This is a genomic window from Vibrio sp. Vb339 (assembly GCF_902751245.1).
Lineage (GTDB): Bacteria > Pseudomonadota > Gammaproteobacteria > Enterobacterales > Vibrionaceae > Vibrio > Vibrio coralliirubri.
Genome location: NZ_CADDIS010000001.1, coordinates 1,885,171 through 1,907,731, shown reverse-complemented (window position 1 = coordinate 1,907,731; position 22,561 = coordinate 1,885,171). Strand labels below are relative to the sequence as shown.

Below are 22,561 nucleotides of genomic sequence, written 5' to 3'. Positions count from 1 at the left end.
CATGAAAGCATTGACAGGCAAACACAATAACTACCGCATCACTATTGAAGAAGTGAGCGTTAAAGAAGACCGCGAACTTCAAACCATGCAGTTTGAAATTGAAGACAGAGAAAACATGTTCGCGATTGTTGAGAAGATCAAACAAGACAGCGGCTTAGATGAGCAATCAGCAGCACGACTGGGTGTGAGTATCCGCTTACTCGGTCCATTGATGATGCAAGATCGCAAGCATCCTCTGTTTGTGAATTTTATGCCTCACTTCAGAGACTTCATGCAAAACCTTAAGAAGACCTTAAAAGGGCAGTAAAGCCTAACCATCAGCAACACATCGAAAAGCCAGTAACGAACTTACTGGCTTTTGTTGTCTTTAAATCAAAATAATTTCAGTTGTTTGCGTCTAGAATATGCGAAAATTGATGGCTGAATTTTCAGTGTAGCACCGTTGTTGAATTGTCTATTCAAGCTTTAAAAAATCCGATATTATACTGGTCATAAAACTAAAGGTGGTATTATATGACAAATGTATTTAAACAAGCAGCTGAAGAACTGTTGAGTCGTCGCGTTGCTGGCACCAAAGCACCAAGATTGGACGAACAGTACCGTCCGAATAACTTGGAAGATGCGCTAAAGATCCAATCTTCAATGATCGATTTGAAAAGCGATAAAGTCGGCGGTTGGAAGTGCTTACTTCCTCTGTCTGAAGACAAGTTTGTTGTTGCGCCAATCTTCTCGGGCAGCGTTCAACAAGGCGAAGTTTGTGAACTATTTGCAGACAACGACGTGGTACGCGTTGAGCCTGAAATTGCATTTACGCTTGCTAAGACTGCCTGCAAGCCAAGAAGGCTACAGCGAAGAGCAAATCAACGAAGCGATTGGTTCTTGCCACATGGCACTTGAGTTGATGCAATCTCGTTTTGCGGATGACAGCGGCGCTGAGTTCTATGAAAAGCTGGCCGATGGCCTAGTAAACCAAGGTCTATTTATTGGCCCTGAGATTGATCGCGAAAAAGCGTTCACTTCTGCAGAGATCAGTATTGAAGTGACTCAAGGCGAGCAAGTTCAAGCATTCGACGGTAAGCACCCGAATACACTGCCGCCAAGCCCAATTTACTGGTTGATTAACTACATGACGCGTCGTGGTGTTGATTTCCAAGCGGGTGAAGCAATTATCACGGGCTCTTACTGCGGTATCGTGGAAATGGAATTCGATAAACCAACGACCTTCCACTACGAAGGTATTGGCGAATACCAAGTAACGTTCAAGCAGAAACGCTAACTTCTAGCGGCGCACTATCTGTTATCGAAAGGCTGTTTACTGATGAGTAAATAGCCTTTTTTATTACGTGATGCTCAATAGGGTTCTTATTACTTTGCGTTAAATTAGGCGTTTAGACGTCTAGACGTTGACAAGTTCTAAGTGTGACATTAGTCTGCTCTCCTTCCTGTTCTATTGTGTTGTCGTTCCATGTCCAATTCAAAAAATTCTAACGCGGTAATTGCCCCTTCGGCAGTGGCGCTTATCCCTCTGATCGTTTTCCTTGCGCTGTTTATTGGCGTGGGTACATACCTGTCGCTACAAGGCGTCGATTTTGCTTTCTATCAACTTCCAGCTCCGATTGCGGCTCTGCCTGCCGTGATGTTAGCGCTGCTATTGAGCAAAGATAAATTGAACCGTGCTATTGAGCAGTTCTTAGGTGGTGTGGGTCACAAAGACATTATTGCAATGTGTATGATCTACCTATTGGCGGGTGCTTTTGCTGCTGTGGCTAAAGCTTCTGGTGGCGTGGACGCGACGGTAAACCTTGGTCTATCGGCTATCCCAACGAGCATGATCCTACCGGGTATCTTCCTTATTTCGGCGTTCATTGCGACCGCAATGGGCACCTCTATGGGTACTATCGCTGCGGTTGCACCTGTTGCACTAGGCATTGCTGACTCAGCTGGCATGAGTATTCCTCTAACCGCTGGCGTAGTGCTAAGTGGCGCTATGTTTGGTGATAATCTTTCAATCATCTCTGATACCACGATTGCTGCGACACGCTCGCAAGGCTGTGAGATGAGAGACAAATTTAAAGAGAACATCCGTATTGCACTGCCTGCTGCACTTATCGCGATTGTTATCTTTGCTTTCAACAGCACGGCAACTCAAGTTCCTGAAACAGGCCCAATTGAATGGCTGAAGGTCCTTCCGTACATCACTATCCTCATTCTTGCGGTATCGGGTATGAACGTGTTCGTTGTATTGACGATAGGTATCTTGTTAGCGGGTGGTGTAAGTCTAGGTTCTGTTGAGAACTACGGTATGACGGATTACGCTCAAGACATCTACGCAGGCTTTGGCAACATGCAAGAGATCTTCTTACTGTCGATGCTGATTGGTGGTTTGAGCGAGCTGATGCGTCGCCAAGGTGGATTAGCGTTTCTGACAAACTTAGTGAGCGGTTTAATTCGTGCATTTGGTTCTTCTCACTCTAAGCAAGCAAATGGCCGTGCAAGTGAGCTAGGTATTGCTGGCTTGGTATCAATGGTGAACCTATGTACGGCAAACAACACGGTAGCAATCATTGTGTCTGGTAGCGTGGCTCGCCAATTAGCTGAAGAGAACGATGTATCCCCACGTCGCTCTGCAAGCTTATTGGATATTTTCTCGTGTGTGATTCAAGGCGTATTGCCTTACGGTGCTCAGGTATTGCTATTGGGCTCTGTGTTTAACCTATCGCCTCTAGAGATCGTGTCTAACTCTTACTACTGTTTCGCGCTTGCAATCGTGGCTGTGGTCGCTGTGTTTATTAAACACCCAGCACGTCAAGTGGCTCAAGCTTAGTAGCAATTGACCAAATTGAGTGATCACTGACTCTGATAAAAAGGCTCCGAAAGGGGCCTTTTTTGCGCCTGAAAGAATTGTTTGGAAGCTAATTTTGATTTGAATATAGACAAAACCGCCCATGTGGACGGTTTTGAGTTTTACTAAAGTTGGCTTTCAAGTTCGCTGGCTGTCGCGACATTGCCGTAGCCAAAGCTCAATGCGGCCATGAATGCCGCATGGACATGCGCAGCGGGAACTTTAACACCGTTGAATTCCATGTCTAAGGTAGTGCAAGCATCATGCGCTACGTGGCATTCATAGCCTAAATCGGTTGCTGCACGAGTCACAGCATCGATACACATGTGGCTCATTGCCCCAACGATGATCAGTTTCTCAATGCCTTGATTCTTTAGCACCTTGTTCAGTTCCGTATCTCTAAAGCTATTGATTTGATGCTTTACGATAACAGGTTCACCCTCTAGCGGAGTCACGCTGTTGTGGATTTGAGCACCGTCTGAATCTGGCAAGAAGAAGGGTGCTTCATTGGTTGGAAATTCATGGCGCACATGAACCACAGGAAGTTGCTTGTCTCTGAAAGCGGATAATAACTGTGCACCTTTTTCGGCTGCTTTTTCTGTTTCAGACAGCGCCCATTTTGCACCTTCGTATGAAGGGAAATAGTCATTTTGAAAGTCGATAAGTAGCAGGGCTGTGTTCTTCATAGTCTATACCTTTGTATTTGGTGTGTTGCGGTGTAGGGATATTATGAATACTCTGTAGTTTTTATCGCACGTCAAAAATGACAGACTCTATGGCAATAGTGACAAAATCAGTAATGGTCGAAATCATCGACTATCCAGGCTCTCTGCAAAGTGCCGTGTTTGGCGTGAAAGAGTTTCTGCAGATGGCAAATTCTCTTGAACCTTCGGCTGAGAAGACTCAATTCAACGTTCAGATCCAAGCGCATGACAATGTTAGCGTGTCGAACGCCGATATCATCATACTCCCACCGAATTTAGATGGTTGTTACTATCTAGAGCCGAGTGACACCTTGCTTGAGTACCTGATTGAGTCTCACCAAAGGGGGGCGATACTTTGCTCAGCTTGTGCGGGCGTGTTCATTTTGGCAAAAACAGGTTTGTTAGAAGGGCGAACCGTGACCACGCACTGGCAAGCGCAGCAGAAGTTTACGGAGCTTTATCCACAGATCGCAGTCGATATCGACAAAATCTTGATTGATGATGCGGATGTGATGACCGCTGGTGGTTTGATGTCGTGGATGGATCTCGCTTTGTTTATCTTGACCAAATACACAACGCCGACCAATACTCGTAATCTAGGTAAATACCTAGTACTCGATACGGGCTTGAGAGAGCAGCGCTACTATCAGAGTTTTGTGCCGAACTATGCTCACGGCAATGACAAGATTGTGTCGGTGCAGCGTTTTATTCAGAAGCATCATCATCTCCCTTTGTCGCTCGATCAATTGGCAGAAGAAGCCTTCATGACACGAAGAACCTTTATCCGACAATTTACTAAAGCGACCAGTTTTACGCCTATCAATTATATCCAACACGTACGTATTCAAAGCGCATGCGAGTTATTGGAAAGCTCTCATAAACCGGTAGAGCAGATCAGCTATTTGGTTGGTTATGAGGACGTAAACAGCTTCCGAAAAGTCTTCATGAAAATCATCGGGTTAACACCATCAAGATTTCGTTCTAGATTTCTTTCTGAGGAATGATTTACCATAGATTGATATTCAATACTTATCACTCGCACTGATTCAATGGTTCACTTACTGAATATGTGACGTGATATTGAAATGATCTTTTCTCGAACATAAATGGAATTTTGATGCTCGCTATTCCCTTGCCATTTGTTGCTGCTCTTTTGTTATTTATCACGGCCGTTTTGCTTCGATATCGTTACCCACAAACAAGTCAAAAACCATTTTGGTTTATCATGTTGTGCGCTTTGATGATCACCGTTGTAGGGCTACGTTGGACGTTTGATATTGCACTGTTCCGTTTCTTACAACCGGTTCTAGGGGCAAGTGTACCGGTGGCTGCGTGGCTCTGCTTTGCGGGAGCTCATCGAAGTAAACCTTTGTCTCTTTTGCATTGCTTAGGCCCAGTCGTTGTTCTGGTTGGCTCCTTTTCTTATTCGTATATTTGGGATGGAACGATTGATCTATTGTTGATCTCGCTATATCTCAGCTATGGCTGCTTGTTGTTGAAATCATCGTTTAACTTCCCAGAGCACGTCAGGCTGAGTGATGTATCGAATGTTTTGTATGCTGAGCGTACGGCAGGTATAGCCTTACTGTTTTCGGCTCTCGTGGATAGCATTATTTCGTATGATATTTTGCTGCTTAACGCACAACACACCGACTTAATTCTGTCTATTGGTTACCTAGTTCTTATTCCCGCAATTGTTGGGGCTGTAGTCGTTGTGAGTACTAGCACGGCACCAATTCAGGAACAAAACCAACAGCAGAGTGAACTGACAACGTCAAACCATTATCCTGAAGCAATTGATGTATCTCCGGCATCGTCGACAAGCTTAAAAGTGGATGAAGAAGTCACGCAGATCGTCGCTAAGTTTGATGCGTTAATGAAGGATCATCAGGTGTTCAAAGATCCAGATTTGTCCCTGAATCGAGTGGCGAGAAAGCTAGGTATCCCAGCTCGAAAAATATCGTCTGCGGTTAATCAAACTCACCACCAGAACATTTCAAAGGTGATTAACGCCTATCGAATTGAGCACGCTAAGACTCTCCTGATGCAAAGTGATGAAGCGATAACTGACATCTTCCTTAGTTCAGGCTTTCAGACCAAGTCCAATTTCAATCGCGAGTTTTCAAGGATAACTGGGCAAACTCCGAGTGAGTATCGAAGTTCGCCGCAAGTGTTAGATTGAGTGTGTTTACTTTTCAGTTTATCAATTCAGAAAGCTAATGATGTCGTTTAAGATCAATTGATGTAGCTGGTCGCGTGATGTACCAACGCCATCTTTACAAATAATGCCATCGCCTGGCACTTCTTCTTCAAGCATCGGTACTGCCCCAGGTTTGCAGGTTTGAATGAAGCTGAAATGGGTAGCGCTTTCATAGACCTTATAACGTCTTAAATTAAGAGGCATGTGCTCAGCAATGTAGCCAGACTCTAATGCTTGAGGTAGGTCCCCAATATCAATCCCAGCCGCCAATATTAAGGTTGGCACTGTAATGTCATTTAAGCTTTGTAGCGAAAAGCTTCGGGCAAGTCCTAAATCAAGGCTGACAATGCGCTGAATTCTAGGGTCTGATAAGTCTTTATTGCTTGGTTCTGAGGGTTGGACTTGTGATAGCCCTAACTCATCAGATAGCCCACAAGTTCGTGGGTTCGGGTATACCAAACAATTAGCTTCAAAGGTTGGTCTATCCAATTTAGCGCCAGCTAATTGCATTACGGTCCAGCCACCTAGAGAGTGCCCGATTGCGGTAACATTTTCAGCGTTAGCAAATTGCTTCCACGGGGTTTCGGATAACAAGTAGTCCAGAATGCGTGACATATCTTGTGGTCTCTCCCACCATTTAGCGGCTTGCTCTGGAGATTGGTCGAAAGAAGTGGTTCCCGGATGGTCAGTGGCCGCTACGATGTAGCCACGACTCGCAAGTTCGGTCGCCAACCAGTTTTGGTTTCGCCAGTTTCCTCGGTATCCGTGTGATAGAAGTACTACTGGAAAAGTGCCTGATTGAATCTCAGCATCTTTGATGACTCTCGTGCCTCTAAAGGCTGGGTTATCACCAATCAAGGACGTGTTTGATTCATCTTGTGTGGGATACCAAATGGCAGTGTTTAGCGGGCGATTAGGATCGTCAGTTAAGGTGACTTGAGTGAATCCGACATCGGAAGCGATGGATGAAGCGCAAAGGAAAAGTAGGGATGTGAACAGTAAATGTATCCATTTCATGGCTTAACTCCAATTGAGGTGATTGGAGCCAATATGCGCTAAAGCCAGTGAGGGCGAGACCTCAAACACGATCGAGGACGCCCTAAATCGTGTTTGAGTACAAACTTAGCTATTTTGGATGTGCCTAATTCAGCTTATTAGTCACGAACTCTTTGTTTCTGACCATCAGCCACATCAGGCCGCCTAGCGTACCGACGGATAATTGGATAAAGCCTAGGTTTTCAATCAGTGACTCTGGGCGTATTGAAACTAATACCATGCCAAGCGAACCACAAATCATGCTGAAGAACTGTATCAGTGCGACGGCAGAGCCCGTGTCATGATCTTGTTGATTCAACATCAAGTTGGTACCCGGTACTCGCATGATGATCGCCATTAATGTCGCTGGTGCAGCGATGAACATGAAGAACCAAGGGGACAGGTCGCCAATGGTTAGGGTGAAGATTCCCGCAAGCGCTAATAAAGCAAAACATCCTGAGATGACCTTTTGAACCGGCATTCGGTAGGACAATTTCATGTAAATTGTTGGACCAAATGAGGCGCACAGTGCATTGAATGCGAACGCGTAACTAAACTGTTGTTCGGTCAATCCAAAGTGATCGATGTAGATATAAGAACCCGCCGCAAGAAAGCCCATCAATGCCATCGGTATGATAGAGAAAATGACCAGTAGCTTGAGGAACGAGCGGTTTTTCATGACCACGCCCATTCTTCCCCATGAGCGGAATATAGAACCTTGGTATTTGTTTTCGAGTGTTTCTCGGTAGCAGCAAGCTAATACTGACGCAAATGCACCAAAAACGGCGAGGGTGACAAACATCATTCGCCAAGACGCAATTTTCAGTAGAAAGGCACCAAATACAGGCGCAACCATTGGTGCGATGATCACCAGTGACATGATAGTCGCCATGATCTTTTCACGTTCTCGGCCGTCGTAAAGATCTTTTACAATGGCAGTCGCGATAACGGTGATGGCACTGCCCGCAAAGGCTTGGAATACACGAGCACCAATCAACTGTTCGATGCTATTGGTCATCGCGCACAATATGCTCGCGACCATATAACCCGCTAATCCAATTAATAGGATCGGCTTACGACCAAATTTTTCGCTGAGCGGCCCCCAGAACAAAAGACCGATGGCGTAAGTAACGAAGTAGCTGCTCAGGGTTAGGTTGACCATTGATCGGTCAGTATTAAACACCTCGACCATCTGCGGAAGCGCAGGTAAGTAAAGGTCGATGGTCAATGGAGGGAAAGCACTTATTATGACGAGAAAAAATAGCATACCGGTCTTTCCCAGTACTGGTTGTGGTCTCTTCAAGGTGGCTCTCCGTTGTCCAAGGTAGGTTTCTAATTGATGTGATATTGATATACAGCAGGTTAAGGCACGTCAGACAAGAAGGATAGAGTCGTTCAAGAATATGGTGAAAGTATCGATGAACTTATCTCTATGAGTCCGAATCTACGAAGTCGGTCTGCGCACTGAATTATATTACAAAACATTATTACTTTTATAGCTAACGAGTTCAATCAGTTAGTAGCAGGGTGGCTTGTGATCGCCAACGACACATTGTAATGATTATCGAGTTGGCTTGTTATCTTTTCTTTGGTCGTTTTTCGACTAAACCGTTACGCTCTAAACCGCGTCTAACACTGCTGCATAGCTTACCAAAACGGCGCAGTTCTTCGAAGTTGGGGCCTTGGCCAATTGAAATACTGTGCTCCCAGTACATCAACTCACTGTCGACCATCTCTAGTAGCTTTTTAGAGCAACCCGAGCAGTTTCCTTTTGGCCCACAGATAAACGTCTCCGATTCGTAAAGTGGGAGTTCGTTTTTAACTTCTTCAATTAAGCTTAGCATTGCCAAATTTAGATTAGGCTTTTTGGTTGCTAGTGGTTTCAAGCTTGGTGCTTGCGCAGTTATCAAAGAAGAAGTTTGTGTGTTGTGGTGCAAATTCAAAGCAGCTGATGACATATCAAAGGCCTCAAGGAGAGAAGAAGGTGGGCATGCTACTCTTCACAACAAAGTGAATCTTGATGTAGTGCAATAAGCGTGGAGATATACCCAAAAGAGGTAGGAGCCACAAGTGGTTGTGACTCCTTATCAAAGCTCGGTACTAATGAGAGGTTTTAGAATTCAGCGTCGAACTGAAACTCCATCCACTCTTTGGTCACAGGGTGGTGCAGCGCAAGTCTTTCTGCGTGTAGGTGCAGTCGGTCGGCTTTATTGCCATATAGGCCATCACCGACGATAGGCATGTTAAGACCTTCTTCGTGTGAACAGTGAACACGCAACTGGTGTGTACGCCCTGTTTTAGGGTGCAGGTAAACCTTAGTGGTTTGCTCGTTTCGCTCAATCACTTCCCATTTGGTTTCTGCAGGCTTGCCGTGTTCGAAGCAGACAATCTGACGAGGGCGGTCATACAAATCACCACGCAATGGCAGTCGAACATAGCCTTCATCTTCTGCTAGAACGCCTTCAATCATTGCCACGTATCGCTTCTCGACTTCACGAGTAATGAACTGCTTCTGTAAGCTCTTGTTCGCACGTCGAGTGAGGGCAAATATCAGAATGCCAGAGGTTGCCATGTCCAAACGGTGAATAACGAATGGTCCTTCAACATCGGGATGCATTTCTTGAACACGTGTGTAGGCGGAATCTTTGATGGTTTTACCCGGCACGGATAGAAAACCTGCTGGCTTGTGTACTACCACGATGTGATCATCTTGGAACAGAATATCCAGCTCTTTGCCTTCAGCTGGGTTCTCTAGCAATGGGTTTGGATCGACTTCTAGGCCTTTCATCATATGGCCTAAAATCGGTACACACTTACTTTGGCAAGAGGCGTAGTATTTCTTGTGCTTACGGATTTCCGACTTTGGAGAGCGACCCCACCAAAACTCAGCCAATGCCAGTGGCGTGTAACCATTTAAGTACGCGTATTGCAGCAATTTAGGCGCAGCGCATTCGCCAGAGCCAGCTGGTGGTATCTTGTTTGGCGTGTTTTCAAAGATCTGGTTAAGGTCTTCAACGTTTCCTTCCGCATTTTGGAAAGCGTATTGTGAAAACAACTTGTGTTGAAGCTGATGAGAAAGGTGTGCTCTTTGCTCTTTTAGCTCAGCCAGTTGAGAGGTGAAAACATCAACTTTAGCCTGCAACACTTGCAGGGTCTGTTCCCAGTTGAGTTTTAGGTATTTCTGCTGGTTCTTGTCGGCAACACTGGCCTTGTTTAGCTCATTGTTCAGTTGTTCGAAGGCTTGCTCATCAAGGTTTTCTTTACCTTGTTCACGTTGTTCTTTACGCGTTTTTCGGCCTTCAATAATCAATAGGCGCTGAGCTTCAATCTCTTGCTCAGCTTGTGCTTTCTGCTGCGCCAGTTGCTCGCACAATTCAAGGTATTCAGTATTTGCTTGCAGCGCTTTAAACTCAGCGTTTACAGCCATCATATCGGCCGTATCTTGATGGAAAAAGCTGTCGCTGCTCAGCATGTCGAACACGGGCGGTACAAAGTGAGGCAGTAGGTTTTGGTCGGCGATTTTCCCTGAAAAAGCAGAGAAGTAACCCAACTCACCTTCTGGACTTTTCACCAATAACACACCAAACATTTTGCCGCGACCAGCGTCAGAATCCAGTCCGAAGTCATGCTGCCAGTCGGTTTGAGTTTCTAGATACTGTTGAAGCTGATGAGAGGCGATTTCACACAGTGGGTGCGGTTCGTAGTAGAACGGGAATGTGAAACGCTCAGGCAATGAATATGACTCGATCGGCTGTTGAAAACGAGTGAAGCAATGCTCAGGTGTGTGGCTGTTTTCTGAGTCGTGCGTTGGTTTTGATGAGTGCATAGTCGTATTAATACTTATATCGTGGTGATAAATGGTTGTGAGTCTACTGTGTATGTTTAGAGACGTTAAACACAGTACAAGGCGGCGATTCTACTCTTTATCGAAAAGCGCCTCAAATAAGAAATGGCTCTATTACTGGATAGCTAAGCGAGACGGTTAATACTGAACCCATGAGCTATAGCTTGAACGCCATTAATTGATGAGTAACTTCTCGTTTTTAATCATAGAAGACAATTTAACAAACCAAGGGTGGTAGCCTTGCCAACCTCTTATGAAAACTAAGGTAACGTTATGATTCCACTCAATACTTCGATTGTATCTGGTGTCGCTATTTCAGAGATCGACGGACAAATGAAAATGCTATTAATGAAGCGTGTGAAAGGCGAATTTTGGTGCCATGTCGCAGGCTCGATTGAAGCGGGCGAAACAGGTTGGCAGGCTATCGTGCGCGAATTTGAAGAAGAGACCCAAATTAAAGTGGAAGCTTTGTATAACGCGCAGTTTCTGGAGCAGTTTTACGAGGCGCACGTTAATGTAATTCAGTTAATCCCTGTGTTTGCGGTGCTATGCCCACCCAACCAAGCGATTGAACTGAATGACGAGCATACCGAGTATCGTTGGTGCAATTTAGAAGAGGCAAAAGCGTTGGCACCATTCCCTAACCAACATGCCGTCTACGATCATATTTGGTCATACTTTGTCGGTAAGCCAGTCAATCCGCTTTATCGAGTCAAATTGAGCTAGCGTTGGCTGTTTAAGAGCTAAGATTTACCAAGATATGGGGTTAGAAAAGCACTCACTTGCGCTTGGCATAACCCCACATCCACCTTCACGCCGTGCGATTCAAGGATCGCAACACCACGACCATTATTGCGAGGGTCTGGGTCTAGCATCGCTACTACCACGTGTTTTACACCTGCTTTAACCAATGTATTGGCGCAAGCGGGAGTTCTGCCGACAAATGAACATGGCTCTAAAGTTACGTAAGCGGTAACGCCTTCCATTGCTCCGTCCAATCCGTCGTCATAGCTATTGAGCGCTTCGACCTCGGCGTGGTTTCCGCCGACTTTTTGCGTGTACCCAACAGATACCACCTTATCGTTCTTTACCAAAACGCAGCCTACTGGCGGGTTTGGTTGGCAATCAGGTAAGGCTTGGCGCGAAGCTTCGAGTGCTTGCAGCATGTATTGTTGGTTCATGGTCGTTACTCAGTATGACGAGAGAGCGTAGCTGCTAGTCGCCACGCGCGGTTGATGAGTTGGTTAGTTACTAAGTTACTAAGTTACTAAGTTAATAAGTTAATAAGTTAATAAGTGGGGCATGTTCGATCTGATTGGGATTTTAGTCAATGGTTTTAGCGTTTGAATTCGAAAGCTAGTTCACTGTGACTAATCGTTAACTTGGGCCATTGGGTTAGCCAGTTCTTGGATTGTACTCTTTGATCAAAGATATCTCGGTTACGCTTTGGGTTGGGTGTGATTTGCAAATCAAACAAACTCTCTAAACCAAAAGACGAAATACATTCGATGTCTCCATTGAGGCTTTGCTTTACTGCGACTGCGGTTTCTTTCTCCGGCCAATAACTCAGTGCATCCAATGAGCTTTGGTAAGGTTCATCCCCATTTCTGGTGTGCATGCAGGCTTGATTGCGAACTTGCCAATTCAGTTCAGGTAACCGTTGCTTAAGCAGAGCCTCGTATCGAAGATCCGATTCGTAAGAGGTATCAATGGTATCAAAGTAGATCACATCAATATCATTGAGTGGAGTCGGGGAGGCATAACCATGTAGGTGATCCCAAGCGAGGTTTCTCACAAAGCCGGCAGCAACATAGCACTGCGGCAAATCCAGCTGAGCGACACAGTCTAAAACCTGCATTCGTAAGGGATCTTGTTTGATCAACGTGACGATATTGTTGGCTAGCGGATGTATCATTATGATGTCGGAACATCGGTGACTTGATAATGACGAGTCACGTTCTTGGAGATTTCACCCCATTCAGACGTTTTTACTCGCTGTTGGTGCGCTTCGAATGCTTCTCGGCTAGTGAATTCTTCATACACTTCAAAGCGATTAGGTTGAAGCGTGCTTTGACTGACTCGAAACACGATACAACCAGGTTCTTCCAGTGTCAGTTCTTTGTGTACAATTAAGGCTTGTGTGACGGCTTTTAGGTCGTTGTCTGGCACTAGAATATGCCCTTGCAGAATTACTTTACTCATAATTACGTCCATTTAATTACGTCTATTTAATTTTGTCCACTACGGCTTTTTTCTATAAAAAGCTTTACCCGTTACAAACATAATCCCATTTTGATGTTGTGACGTATAGGCTAATGTGGCGATTATTTGCTCACATCGAATGCATTCATGGTTACACTGTAACTTCAAGGGCGGTGTAATCAATAAATGATAAGACACTGGAACTAAATCAGCGTTGGTCCGGTCTATTAAATTAGTATCATTGAACTGTATTGATACTGAAATGAATTTGTCATCTGAGAGAACTAACCTTAATTTTGAAGAGCGGCTCATAGGATTGAATTGAGCCATAGTTGATATCTAGGTCATACTTTGATGTAAATGGTACTCAAAACTCTATAAATTTTGTGATTTGTATCATTGATCTGGACATCAAACACCGTTAGATTCGAATGGTTGGCAATAAAAATAGCTCATGAAGAGCAGTTAAAGAAAAGGAAATATCCCTTATGAAAAAAATGAGAAGAGCACAGCTTCATCGCGTTCGCATCCAATACTGGAAAGACACAGCGAAAGAAGCTTCAAAGAAATAAGCTTTAAATCGTAAAGCTTTAAGATAAAAAAAAGCTGAAAAGCTTAATCAAATGTAAAACGCAACAAATCGATTTCATTAGCACTCTCAAGGACCTTCATCTGGTCGGCGACTAAAGAAATCATCCTCCAAAGAGCTGACAGGCATTAACAACAATGCATTCAATGTCAGCTCATTAATACCTCCTCTTAGATTCTCTTGTTGCTTCACTCTATTACTCCTAACTAAAACCCTTTTGTCCCTTTGTTCTTGTTACCCATCTCTGTATTGGCAAAGTCGTGATCAAAAAAAGCTCCCGATTTCTCAGAAGCTTTGATTTAGATTTTGATATCTGATGTGGTTAACTGCTCGGGAGCGACAACACCAACGTCAGGAGCGAATGCGTTAACGTTGGAAGAGCGTCTTCAAACTGACATCATCGGTTCGGTTCAGCTTTAGGCTCAGAAGATAGCCACCAACACCGATCAGTGCGTAAATACCTAGAGATAAAATCGGCGCTTCTGCAATCGCACTTAATGGGTTGCTTGCTATGAGCACATTCATTGGCAATGACGCGATGAGAGATAGGAAGTCATTGATGCCATAGAACCCAAACACGGCGACAGAGAGGAACTTAATCGCATAGCTTGAGATGAAAATGACAAGCAATGGAGAGTTTACCAGCTGCGAAATCGCTAGAGTGACGGTTGCCAGTGGCAATAAAACCAGTGCAACTAACATCATTCGTCCAAAAAACACGACCCAGTTGCTCAGCACATAAAACAGAGATTGCTGCTCAACCAATAGCGCCAATTGTTGTTCACTTGAGACGTTCAATATCCAGAATAGAAAATCTGCGAACAGCACTAACAATGCACAGATAGCCGGAATAACCACTAAACCGAATCCTAGCTTCACGCCGTGAGTCATTGCGTTAGATACCGGCATACTTCTCCAAAACATCGAACTGCCTTCTTGGCGTTCTTTACGCAGCGTTTTAGGGATATATAGCGTCGACAGGATCAGTGAAATAAGGCCCGCGCCAAAGTAGATCACTGAGTTGAGATCTTGTGCGAACTCTCTGTGGATGTCGCTCACGTCACCGTTCACTTGCATTTCAAAGAAAAACTCATGTTGTGCTGCGCCATTAAAGAACAGACCAACGAACAGTAAGAAACCACATAACGCGACAAACAGAGGCAATCGAGTGTTAACTTTGTGCTCGATGAGTTCTTTTTCTAGCATGTAAAAACTTGGATGCATTATGCCTTCTCCATCTGTGTTGCAAGGAATAGATCTGCGAGACCAACGTTATAGATGTTACCCAGTGATTCAACCTGCGCTTTGTATTGACCTTCCAATAACCACTTAGTAGTGCCTAGCCCTGATTGTGAGGTCAGTGGGTTGAGTTTCTGAATCTCGCTTGAATGGTTGTTTGCGACTTCAATAATGAAATAGTCGCTCTCGATGTCTTCCATGCTTTTTTGCAGGACACAATGACCTTGCTTCAAAATCAGTACATCCGTTAATAGGTGTTCAATTTCTGAAACCTCATGGCTTGCAATGATCATGGCGCGTTCGCCGTCGTGGAACCACTCGAGTAGATGGCGATAAAAAGTATCGCGGTACAGCAAATCTAAGCCCAGTGTAGGCTCATCTAAGATCAACACTTGAGTGTCAGTCGCGATGATGATCGCAAGGTGAAGTTGTACTTTCATCCCTTTAGAAAGCTGCTTGATAGTAGAAGACAACTTAATGTTGGTGCTGCTTAACGTCTGTTCTGCTTTTTGCTTGTTGAAGCTAGGGTGCACACCTTGTGTGTATCGAAGCAGTTGTTTAACCGTCATCCACTCTGGTAACACGTTAACATCTGAGATGTACGACAAGTGCTGCATGAGCTCTGCGTGCTGGTGGATAGGGTGGTAGCCGTTTACTTCAATCTCACCTTGATAGTTGTGTCCACCAAGCAGTGATTTGATCAGAGTCGATTTACCCGCGCCATTGTGGCCAAGCAGACCAAGTATTTGTCCTGGCTTTAACTCAAAGCTGATGTTTTCGACACCCACTTGATTTGAATAGGTTTTGGTTACGTTTTTCACGGAAAGTAACGTACTCATGACTTGTCCTTTATATGTTGTGCTAGCTGTTTCACGAGTTCTTCGACACTCATATCAATGATGCCTAGCGTCTCAGCGATGGCTGGGATCTGTGTGTTGATGAATGATTGGTGTGCAGACTCTTTCAATTTTTGAAGTGCCCCTTCGGCCACATACATGCCTTGGCCGCGTTTTTTCTCTACCAAGTCTTCATCCACCAGTAACTGATAGCTTTTCATGACAGTAAGGTGGTTGATCTTGAGATCGGCAGCAACCGCACGCACAGAGGGTAATGCTTGTTGCTCTAACCAAACACCTTGAAGAATTTGGTCACTGATCTTTGCGGCAAGCTGCCTAAAGATCGGCTGGTCGTCTTTCCATTCGGTCATAATTAAAACTGCATGGTGATATATATGTGTATAACACTAACCTTTTTATTCGAATTGGCAAGGGTTTTATGAAAATGGATCGGATATTTTTATATTTGGAGAAAGCATGTTTGGCGGGGAGGGTACTTGAAGCCTACTTCCTTGTGGGCTTTCAAGCAGCGGTATGAGCGATGATTATTTGAATAGGAAATGGTTGCTCGTCAAGATTTCTATTAGGCTGGGCCTATTGCTCCTCTGAGTCATTAGGCCGGCTATATAGGTAGCCTTGATGTAAGTTGTAGCCTAGCTGACACAAGATATATTGCTGCCTGCGCGTCTCGACACCTTCATAAATCATCGTGATATTTGATAAGCGTCCAATCTCAGAGATATTAAGCAATACACCCTGATGGTGCTCTCCTGACTCGATATCCTTAACAAAGCAACGATCCAATTTTAGATAGGCCGGAGAGATAACATTGATGATTTCGATGTTGTTATTGCCCGTACCAAAGTCATCTAGAGCGATGGTGATACCAAGCTTTTTGATATCCTTAATGTTATCGATAACCTCACATCCATAGCCAATATTCGAATATTCAGTAATCTCGACGACAAATTCATTCGCTTCCATCGCGGCCAAATGCTCTCTGAGCCTTGCGAAGTTCGACCCCACCAAAGCGCTCGGACACACGTTGACACCATAGATCTCATGGCTGTTGTGTAATTTGGCTTTTCTGACCGTCTCGATGAGCAAGATAGTGTGAAAGGTGAGTAAATTGGTGCGTCTCATGGTGTTAATGAAGCTTAAAACGCCGACGTTACGAACTCGAGATAACAACTCGTAATACAGGACGCTGTTGTCTTCGGTGTTGATGATGGGCTCTTCTTCAAAGGAGATGTGTTTCCAACGAAACAGGTAGATCATAAAGCCCAGAATATAGGAGCGATAAAGCAGTGTGGCGAGAATCAGAGAAAGCGCAGTCCACAGTACGACAATATCGTCACTGTAAAAGGTAATGGTTGCGCCGGTTGGCAGTGGTGTTTGATAGATAGCTTTACTTTCTTCACCAAGGTTCAGAATGTAATAACCATTCTTCTGGATCGAGACCGAGTCGACTAACAGAGGCAATAGTGAGTTTTTGTATCGAGCTTCAATAGAGCGTGTAGAAATACGCACCGTAAGGTCAATGTCATGCTTAGTGTCTGCGAAACGTGAATAAGCGAAATCGGCACTATCGTAAAAGTCATCAACTTGATCAAGGTCTACCATTTTCGATCGTGTTTTGGAGATATAACATGAACCATAAGACGTAGTCATGATGACAGAATCTAGGTTGAGCGAATGCCTTAATGAGTGCACAGCCCCGTGGCTATCGCAACCGTAGTCCATGACTTCTGCTGCAATATGTTTGGTGTTCTCACTGTATTCATTCGCAATCTTCGTCGTATAAAGGATTTGGAAAAAGTAGACAACGAATAGGAAAAAGGAAGAGATGGTGAACACGGCTATCAGAGCTTTGATCAGCTCTCGATGATAGGTGTTGAACATCAGTTTCAGCATCTCGAACTGGCTGGGCTTGAACTGGTTGATGTCGTACTTAGGTGCGATACGATTGGTTGAGCTTTTATCGAGATCGATGAAGTAACCCACCTTATAAAGGTTAGAGATAAGCTCGCTATTATTATCTACCTTTGCTTTTTTACATAAGTTTCGATACTTCTTTCTTATTGAGGCGATGATGTTTTTTAATGCATACAAACTAAACTCTTCATCAAAATGTAATTTAAAAGACTCTTCAACATCTCGTGCAGATTGAGGGTTAGATATTGATGAGTGCTCAATAAGGTATTTGAATACAAAACTCTCTTTACTATTAAGACTTTCCTCTGATATCTTATTGCTATTGTTCTTGATGTATATTTTTTCTTCATTGTAGATCAGTTGCAAGCTCTCATTATTGTTGTTTATATTGAAAGAACAGTGCATGGCTCAACTCCTAAGCGACAGTTATTATATTTATGTGATTGATGTGTATTGGCTGGGATTTTCATTCAACCTAAGAGTCCTTTCCAAATAATATAACCAAAATGTCACCATTTTCTCTTAAGATGTTGATACTAATCGCAGAATTTGGGCTTGAATGAAAGGTTATGGAGATGTTCATCCAAAAGTTGAATTTATAAATGAAAGCCAATGATTTACAAGGGGTAAAGGGGATTTATCCATTTGTTTTGGTATTTATCCATTTCACCGCTTCTATGTGGAAGGTTTAGCTACTGGATTTAGAGGTTTCTAATGTAGCTTTTGATGGTATTCATTCGGTTTATTGATGTGTGAGATTTATCAGAATTTTTCAGGATAAACTTAGATTATGTCAATTTATGTAATGTTAATATAATTTAATTGAGACATGATTTTAGTAATTGAATTATATGGCTAGATGATGGCATTGATAATATTGTATTTTGAGTTTGCTTTATTTGTATTATTACGTCTTATTAAATAATGAAATTTTCAGGTGGGAAGTTTTAGATAGCACGAGGATGCTATTTTTACTTATATTTTTACTTATATATTTATACCTATCTATTTATGAAAGATGTTTAATCAAAACACTGTTGATATATATCAGACATGCACCTATGTAGATCTTTATAGGCTAATTATAAAAAATAAGATATGAATAAGGTTCATGTTATAACGTAAACAGCACTTAAAGATGTAAGTAGCAACAACTTAACCCTATTCGTATTATTTTTGAACAAATTTATCGTAACCACATGATATTCAAAGACCTGTCTCGATGGCTTAGCTCTAACTTCTGAATGAGTACAATCATTGAGTATTTAACATGCGCCATCAAGTACGACGATTTGAGGTTCTTTTTCTGGTTGATAGAGTACCTGACAAAAGTCACCTTCAGGTGAATAGGTGTAGCTATCTGCGTCAAAAGAGATAGCAGCTACTCTTTCGGCATTGCTGCCAGGATCGACTTCTTTGTTGATCACGTGAAGCTCTGTTCTGTCGATATTGAGCAGCCTTCTTAGTGAATCCACATAAGCTATTGGGTAACCATGACAGACGTAGTAGGTTTCAATTTCCGTTTTTTCTACATAGTTGCACTCTCCCTCAACGCCAGCAATCGCAGACTTGGCGTAGATCATATCGATACCGGTACGTAGGTTACCCGCTACGTCGTGTATTTTACTCGCACGGGCGCTTCCTTGAACGTTTAAGAACTTGACCATAGCCGTGGCAGACAGGATAGCCAAAATTAAGACAGCGATGATAAGTTCTAAGAGAGTGAAGCCGTTTTGTCTTCTCATATTTACCGATTATTTGATCTGATTGAGGGGCTGCATGAGGGTAATCTAAATACCAAAGCCATTACAGAAGGTAGGTATATCTTTTATATGGCTTACAGGTCGATTTTTCTCAATAATTGCATAATAAACAATGCTTTAACTTCGGCTTGTCGTTGTTGGCCGCAATGTAAGCATACGTAAGCGTTGATGCGGGTATCACTCTCTGGACTACGAAGTGTTCAAAAACTCTAACTTATTGATAAATAAGTTTTTAAATGTCTATTAATCGACCCGTTAAAAATTGTCTTTCGACTTCATTTGACGGGATGGGCTTACTAAACAAGAACCCTTGAAGATACTGGTATCCACAATCGATCAAGAACGATTTTTGCGTTTCGGTCTCGACGCCTTCAGCAACTACTTTTAGCCCCAGTTTGTCGCAGATGGCATGGGTGGCTTGGACTATTGCTTTGCTCCCTTTGTGCGAGCCATGGACAAAACTTTTATCGAGTTTAACGGTGCTAATTGGCAAGTCATGCAACATTGAGAGTGAGGAGTACCCTGTACCAAAGTCGTCAAGGTGAAGTTCTACGCCCAATTTTGATATATCACTTAATGCTTGTCTGACTTCACCATGCTTGAAGATCATCGAAGACTCGGTGATTTCAAGGGCAACGCTTTGAGGCTGGATATTGTAGAAGTTCAGCATTGCCGATAGCTGTTCGGCAAAGGTAGCGTGCATCTGAATGCTCGAGATATTGATGCTCATCATCAACTCATGATCAAACTCTCGTTGCCACATCGATAACTGTTTGAGTGCGGAATTGAGAACCCATTTTCCGAGAGGAACTATTTGCCCACTTTCCTCCGCTAAGGTAATAAATTCGTCAGGAGCGATGTCACCAAGTTCTTCGTCCGACCATCGAAGTAAGGCTTCAAATCCTTTCACCTTGTCGCTGTTAGTGTTCATTATCGGTTGGTAGTGAAGGTTGAGATCGTCGTTTTCGATGGCACGTGCCAGTCGATGGCGGATCTCTACTTTGCGATGCAGGGTTTGTGCTAAGTCTGGGGTAAACGTTTGGAAGCGGTTTCGACCATTCGCTTTTGCAAGATGCATCGCCATACCTGCTTGTTTTAGCAATGTTTCTTGGTCAACCGCGTTATCAGGGAAATGTGCGGTACCTATGCTGCAACCGACAGACAAACTGCCGATGCCTCTGATATGGAAACTTCGGTTTAATGCATCAATGATACGAGAACAGAGTAGTGGGATATTTTGATTTCGACAGGTGTGGGCAATAACAATGAATTCGTCGCCACCAAATCGCCCGATCATGCATTTCTCATCAACCAACTGTTTAAGGCGTTCACCAACCTGTTTGAGTAGTTGGTCTCCGACAGTGTGCCCATAAGTGTCATTAACTAATTTGAAGCCATCAAGGTCGACAAACATCAATTCAAACGGTGAGCGATAGGCAATGCTGGTTTCTAGAAGTTTGGTGATCCCACGGCGATTATAAAGCTCCGTTAAACAGTCGTGTTCAGCGTTGTACCTGGCTTTTATCAGTTTCTCTTTTTGCTTAGTTGTACAGGTTAGGTTTAACAGCAGTTCGCTTTTATCGAAGAGCCACTTTCCTTGCACATCAAAATGGTGTGTCTTGCCATCTATTTCGCAGCTGACTTCTTCTAATATCTCTCGGCCTTTACGCACGGTAAACAGCCATTGTGCTGCTGTCTCTTCACTTGAAACGAAGTCGGATAGGGTGCTAAACGGTGAGCCGTAGTTGTGAAAAAATTCGGAGTTAGCACTCACTACGCTTCCCGACTTATTAAACAGAAGGGAGAGGTTTGCACCATCAGAGCAAGCGAGGTCGTGCCTTAAGCTTCCTTCTTCAGCGACGACTTGTACCAACATACCCGTTCGACCATCGTGCAGTGGGATCCCAGAAAACAGACACAATGCACGCTTCGAAATGTAGTTGGGAGTGAAGTTCCACCATGTCTTGATGCTTTCGTTGCGTAGAAATTGCCTTTGGTACTCTTCCAATGTCGCTTCGATTGCTTTTGACATCTCGACACTAAAGTCGCGAGATGTCAGCTCAAATAGAGATTCAGACTCCCACAGAGGCAGGGCGCTGCTGTTTGCCCAAGTTATTCTTTTATTATCAATGTCGTATATCCAAATTGGACACTGGAGATGCTCGAAAGGTTGATAACTGGTCATCATATTGAACTCGGTGAACTGATATTTTTGTCGAACAGCGACCACCGAAATCATATGTTCGGTCGTCGCGTATCAAATTGAATTCTGGCCTTTAATCGCTGTTAAGAAGCTGTTTTAAAGAACAGGAAAGAGCTTAAGAACAATAAAGAACTTAAGCACAGCAAAGTGCCACAGAAGAAACAGCGTGTTAAAGGTTCAGTGAGCGGATGATTTTGTTCACTTTACCTTCAGGGGTAATTTCGACGACATAGCCTTTCTTATCATCAAAAATCTCTCCGTCGATGAAGTGCCAACCATTTGGTTGTTGGATGATCTCTTTAGGAAAGTTCTCATCAAACATAGAGTGGTTTGGATAGACCGTTTCGATAGCTTCAAATAATAGCTGTGCTTCATCTTGGTTGGTCACCACGAACTCTTCTTTCAGGCACATCGTCAATTCAGGCAGAGGTTGAGTGGTGAAGGGTTCTGTCATCGAGCCCAATACACCGTTATGTGCGTAAAAACGGTATGAGCCAGAACTGCTCTCGCTTCCGTCTGGCGACTTAATGTAAGGCGTTGCACTGTAGAACTCACAGTTGAAGACCATCTTTTGAATAATGCTGCTTTGTGGCGTGACCTGAATGTCTATCCAAGAGCTGACTTGCGCTTGAATCTGATTCACCATTTCTTGTTTATTGGTGTCTGCCATGAGTGGTGTTGAAACTAAAGCGGTGGTGGTCAGTAACAGTGAAAGCGTTTTATTCATCTTAAAATGGGCCCTGTGGAAGTGATTATTGCGTAATATTGAATCTATTAATTAATTGGGTGAATGTTACTTTAAGAAGGTATTGCTTAACAGGATTTACCTTGCGATGAAAAATGGAAAGCTCTGTTCGTATGGTCAGGTAATCGATTACTTTTGCTTGTAAGTTTATTTGTTTGAATTTTATAGCCAATAATTTTGGTTTTTTCAGCATTATTAACTGTTATATTATTGGTGTATGGATAGTTGATTTGATTGGGTTTTGTAAACGCCTCAAATGTAAGTGCGCGTAAGAAAATAAAGCAAATGTAAGCGGGCGGTAGACGATTAAAACACAGCAAATAATGTGCTCTCAAAGAGGAAACCTTGATAAACCAAGGCGCACCGGTTGTTGCTTCTCTATTTTGTAAACGTGTATGTACAAAAGTGATTACTATGTTTTGCG

The 22,561-nt window shown here is 43.5% G+C and carries 20 protein-coding genes and 1 pseudogene; 6 read left to right on the top strand and 15 right to left on the bottom strand.

The genetic code is table 11. The features are described from left to right. Position 1: 1 nt before the first annotated feature. From HRQ85_RS08300 to HRQ85_RS08290, 3 genes and pseudogenes are all read left to right on the top strand, one after another. Positions 2-307, top strand: a complete 306-nt coding sequence (locus tag HRQ85_RS08300) for a DUF3861 domain-containing protein (protein WP_050645833.1) — start codon at positions 2-4, stop codon at positions 305-307. A 206-nt stretch (positions 308-513) separates the two neighbouring features. Further along, positions 514-1,276: pseudogene (locus HRQ85_RS26215) on the top strand (hydratase). Between the two features lie 189 nt (positions 1,277-1,465). Then, entirely contained in the window at positions 1,466-2,824 is a 1,359-nt protein-coding gene (locus HRQ85_RS08290) for a Na+/H+ antiporter NhaC family protein (RefSeq protein WP_048617068.1), read from the top strand. A 143-nt stretch (positions 2,825-2,967) separates the two neighbouring features. On the opposite strand, the gene HRQ85_RS08285 is transcribed toward HRQ85_RS08290, so the two are convergent. Then, complete coding sequence (locus HRQ85_RS08285; RefSeq protein ID WP_172379277.1) at positions 2,968-3,528, bottom strand: cysteine hydrolase family protein; 561 nt, start codon at positions 3,526-3,528, stop codon at positions 2,968-2,970. A gap of 89 nt (positions 3,529-3,617) precedes the next feature. Here HRQ85_RS08285 and HRQ85_RS08280 point away from each other — a divergent pair, with 89 nt between their 5' ends. Both HRQ85_RS08280 and HRQ85_RS08275 read left to right on the top strand, forming a co-directional pair. Beyond that, complete coding sequence (locus tag HRQ85_RS08280; protein ID WP_102511764.1) at positions 3,618-4,550, top strand: GlxA family transcriptional regulator; 933 nt, start codon at positions 3,618-3,620, stop codon at positions 4,548-4,550. Between the two features lie 110 nt (positions 4,551-4,660). Next, a complete protein-coding gene (locus tag HRQ85_RS08275) occupies positions 4,661-5,728 on the top strand; it encodes a helix-turn-helix domain-containing protein (protein WP_017091516.1) in 1,068 nt (355 codons plus the stop codon). Positions 5,729-5,749: 21 nt separating this feature from the next. Here HRQ85_RS08275 and HRQ85_RS08270 read toward each other — a convergent pair whose 3' ends face one another. From HRQ85_RS08270 to HRQ85_RS08255, 4 genes are all read right to left on the bottom strand, one after another. Beyond that, positions 5,750-6,763, bottom strand: coding sequence for an alpha/beta hydrolase family protein (locus HRQ85_RS08270; protein WP_102511765.1), 1,014 nt, complete (start codon positions 6,761-6,763; stop codon positions 5,750-5,752). Between the two features lie 124 nt (positions 6,764-6,887). Further along, positions 6,888-8,084: a multidrug effflux MFS transporter gene (locus HRQ85_RS08265; RefSeq protein ID WP_441351173.1), complete on the bottom strand. Its 1,197-nt coding sequence runs from the start codon at positions 8,082-8,084 to the stop codon at positions 6,888-6,890. Positions 8,085-8,358: 274 nt separating this feature from the next. Further along, positions 8,359-8,739 carry a hypothetical protein gene (locus tag HRQ85_RS08260; RefSeq protein WP_004729929.1) on the bottom strand — a complete coding sequence of 127 codons (381 nt, stop codon included), beginning with the start codon at positions 8,737-8,739 and terminating at the stop codon, positions 8,359-8,361. Between the two features lie 155 nt (positions 8,740-8,894). Beyond that, positions 8,895-10,607: an RluA family pseudouridine synthase gene (locus HRQ85_RS08255; RefSeq protein WP_172379276.1), complete on the bottom strand. Its 1,713-nt coding sequence runs from the start codon at positions 10,605-10,607 to the stop codon at positions 8,895-8,897. 291 nt (positions 10,608-10,898) lie between these two features. Between HRQ85_RS08255 and HRQ85_RS08250 the strand changes: the two genes are divergently transcribed. Continuing rightward, positions 10,899-11,351, top strand: coding sequence for an NUDIX hydrolase (locus HRQ85_RS08250; RefSeq protein WP_017069219.1), 453 nt, complete (start codon positions 10,899-10,901; stop codon positions 11,349-11,351). Positions 11,352-11,368: 17 nt separating this feature from the next. Here HRQ85_RS08250 and HRQ85_RS08245 read toward each other — a convergent pair whose 3' ends face one another. The 10 genes from HRQ85_RS08245 to HRQ85_RS08200 all read right to left on the bottom strand — a co-directional run bounded on the left by HRQ85_RS08245 (position 11,369) and on the right by HRQ85_RS08200 (position 22,119). Beyond that, positions 11,369-11,806 (bottom strand): bifunctional diaminohydroxyphosphoribosylaminopyrimidine deaminase/5-amino-6-(5-phosphoribosylamino)uracil reductase RibD, encoded by a 438-nt coding sequence (locus tag HRQ85_RS08245; RefSeq protein ID WP_172379275.1) that lies wholly within the window; start codon positions 11,804-11,806, stop codon positions 11,369-11,371. Between the two features lie 155 nt (positions 11,807-11,961). Then, entirely contained in the window at positions 11,962-12,540 is a 579-nt protein-coding gene (locus HRQ85_RS08240; RefSeq protein WP_172379274.1) for a nucleotidyltransferase family protein, read from the bottom strand. Next, positions 12,540-12,827 (bottom strand): putative quinol monooxygenase, encoded by a 288-nt coding sequence (locus tag HRQ85_RS08235; RefSeq protein ID WP_102452831.1) that lies wholly within the window; start codon positions 12,825-12,827, stop codon positions 12,540-12,542. Before HRQ85_RS08235 ends, HRQ85_RS08240 begins: the two co-directional genes overlap by 1 nt. A 955-nt stretch (positions 12,828-13,782) precedes the next feature. Further along, positions 13,783-14,640 (bottom strand): hypothetical protein, encoded by an 858-nt coding sequence (locus HRQ85_RS08230; protein WP_017083226.1) that lies wholly within the window; start codon positions 14,638-14,640, stop codon positions 13,783-13,785. Continuing rightward, a complete protein-coding gene (locus tag HRQ85_RS08225; RefSeq protein ID WP_172379273.1) occupies positions 14,640-15,494 on the bottom strand; it encodes an ABC transporter ATP-binding protein in 855 nt (284 codons plus the stop codon). The genes HRQ85_RS08230 and HRQ85_RS08225 overlap by 1 nt, the downstream gene beginning before the upstream one ends. Next, positions 15,491-15,862, bottom strand: a complete 372-nt coding sequence (locus tag HRQ85_RS08220; protein ID WP_004729948.1) for a GntR family transcriptional regulator — start codon at positions 15,860-15,862, stop codon at positions 15,491-15,493. The genes HRQ85_RS08225 and HRQ85_RS08220 overlap by 4 nt, the downstream gene beginning before the upstream one ends. A gap of 223 nt (positions 15,863-16,085) precedes the next feature. Next, positions 16,086-17,831 (bottom strand): EAL domain-containing protein, encoded by a 1,746-nt coding sequence (locus tag HRQ85_RS08215; protein ID WP_172379272.1) that lies wholly within the window; start codon positions 17,829-17,831, stop codon positions 16,086-16,088. Between the two features lie 860 nt (positions 17,832-18,691). Then, on the bottom strand, positions 18,692-19,171 hold the full coding sequence (locus HRQ85_RS08210; protein WP_017085395.1) for a type II secretion system protein: 480 nt from the start codon (positions 19,169-19,171) through the stop codon (positions 18,692-18,694). Positions 19,172-19,421: 250 nt separating this feature from the next. Continuing rightward, on the bottom strand, positions 19,422-21,428 hold the full coding sequence (locus tag HRQ85_RS08205) for a putative bifunctional diguanylate cyclase/phosphodiesterase (protein ID WP_172379271.1): 2,007 nt from the start codon (positions 21,426-21,428) through the stop codon (positions 19,422-19,424). 133 nt (positions 21,429-21,561) lie between these two features. Continuing rightward, positions 21,562-22,119, bottom strand: a complete 558-nt coding sequence (locus HRQ85_RS08200) for a hypothetical protein (RefSeq protein ID WP_172379270.1) — start codon at positions 22,117-22,119, stop codon at positions 21,562-21,564. Positions 22,120-22,561: the final 442 nt, after the last annotated feature.

Coding starts and splice junctions, on each gene's coding strand:
- HRQ85_RS08300 (WP_050645833.1), top strand. CDS start 2: ATGAAAGCATTGACAGGCAAACACAATAACTACCGCATCACTATTGAA.
- HRQ85_RS08290 (WP_048617068.1), top strand. CDS start 1,466: ATGTCCAATTCAAAAAATTCTAACGCGGTAATTGCCCCTTCGGCAGTG.
- HRQ85_RS08285 (WP_172379277.1), bottom strand. CDS start 3,528: ATGAAGAACACAGCCCTGCTACTTATCGACTTTCAAAATGACTATTTC.
- HRQ85_RS08280 (WP_102511764.1), top strand. CDS start 3,618: ATGGCAATAGTGACAAAATCAGTAATGGTCGAAATCATCGACTATCCA.
- HRQ85_RS08270 (WP_102511765.1), bottom strand. CDS start 6,763: ATGAAATGGATACATTTACTGTTCACATCCCTACTTTTCCTTTGCGCT.
- HRQ85_RS08260 (WP_004729929.1), bottom strand. CDS start 8,739: ATGTCATCAGCTGCTTTGAATTTGCACCACAACACACAAACTTCTTCT.
- HRQ85_RS08255 (WP_172379276.1), bottom strand. CDS start 10,607: ATGCACTCATCAAAACCAACGCACGACTCAGAAAACAGCCACACACCT.
- HRQ85_RS08250 (WP_017069219.1), top strand. CDS start 10,899: ATGATTCCACTCAATACTTCGATTGTATCTGGTGTCGCTATTTCAGAG.
- HRQ85_RS08245 (WP_172379275.1), bottom strand. CDS start 11,806: ATGAACCAACAATACATGCTGCAAGCACTCGAAGCTTCGCGCCAAGCC.
- HRQ85_RS08240 (WP_172379274.1), bottom strand. CDS start 12,540: ATGATACATCCGCTAGCCAACAATATCGTCACGTTGATCAAACAAGAT.
- HRQ85_RS08235 (WP_102452831.1), bottom strand. CDS start 12,827: ATGAGTAAAGTAATTCTGCAAGGGCATATTCTAGTGCCAGACAACGAC.
- HRQ85_RS08230 (WP_017083226.1), bottom strand. CDS start 14,640: ATGCATCCAAGTTTTTACATGCTAGAAAAAGAACTCATCGAGCACAAA.
- HRQ85_RS08225 (WP_172379273.1), bottom strand. CDS start 15,494: ATGAGTACGTTACTTTCCGTGAAAAACGTAACCAAAACCTATTCAAAT.
- HRQ85_RS08220 (WP_004729948.1), bottom strand. CDS start 15,862: ATGACCGAATGGAAAGACGACCAGCCGATCTTTAGGCAGCTTGCCGCA.
- HRQ85_RS08215 (WP_172379272.1), bottom strand. CDS start 17,831: ATGCACTGTTCTTTCAATATAAACAACAATAATGAGAGCTTGCAACTG.
- HRQ85_RS08210 (WP_017085395.1), bottom strand. CDS start 19,171: ATGAGAAGACAAAACGGCTTCACTCTCTTAGAACTTATCATCGCTGTC.
- HRQ85_RS08205 (WP_172379271.1), bottom strand. CDS start 21,428: ATGATTTCGGTGGTCGCTGTTCGACAAAAATATCAGTTCACCGAGTTC.
- HRQ85_RS08200 (WP_172379270.1), bottom strand. CDS start 22,119: ATGAATAAAACGCTTTCACTGTTACTGACCACCACCGCTTTAGTTTCA.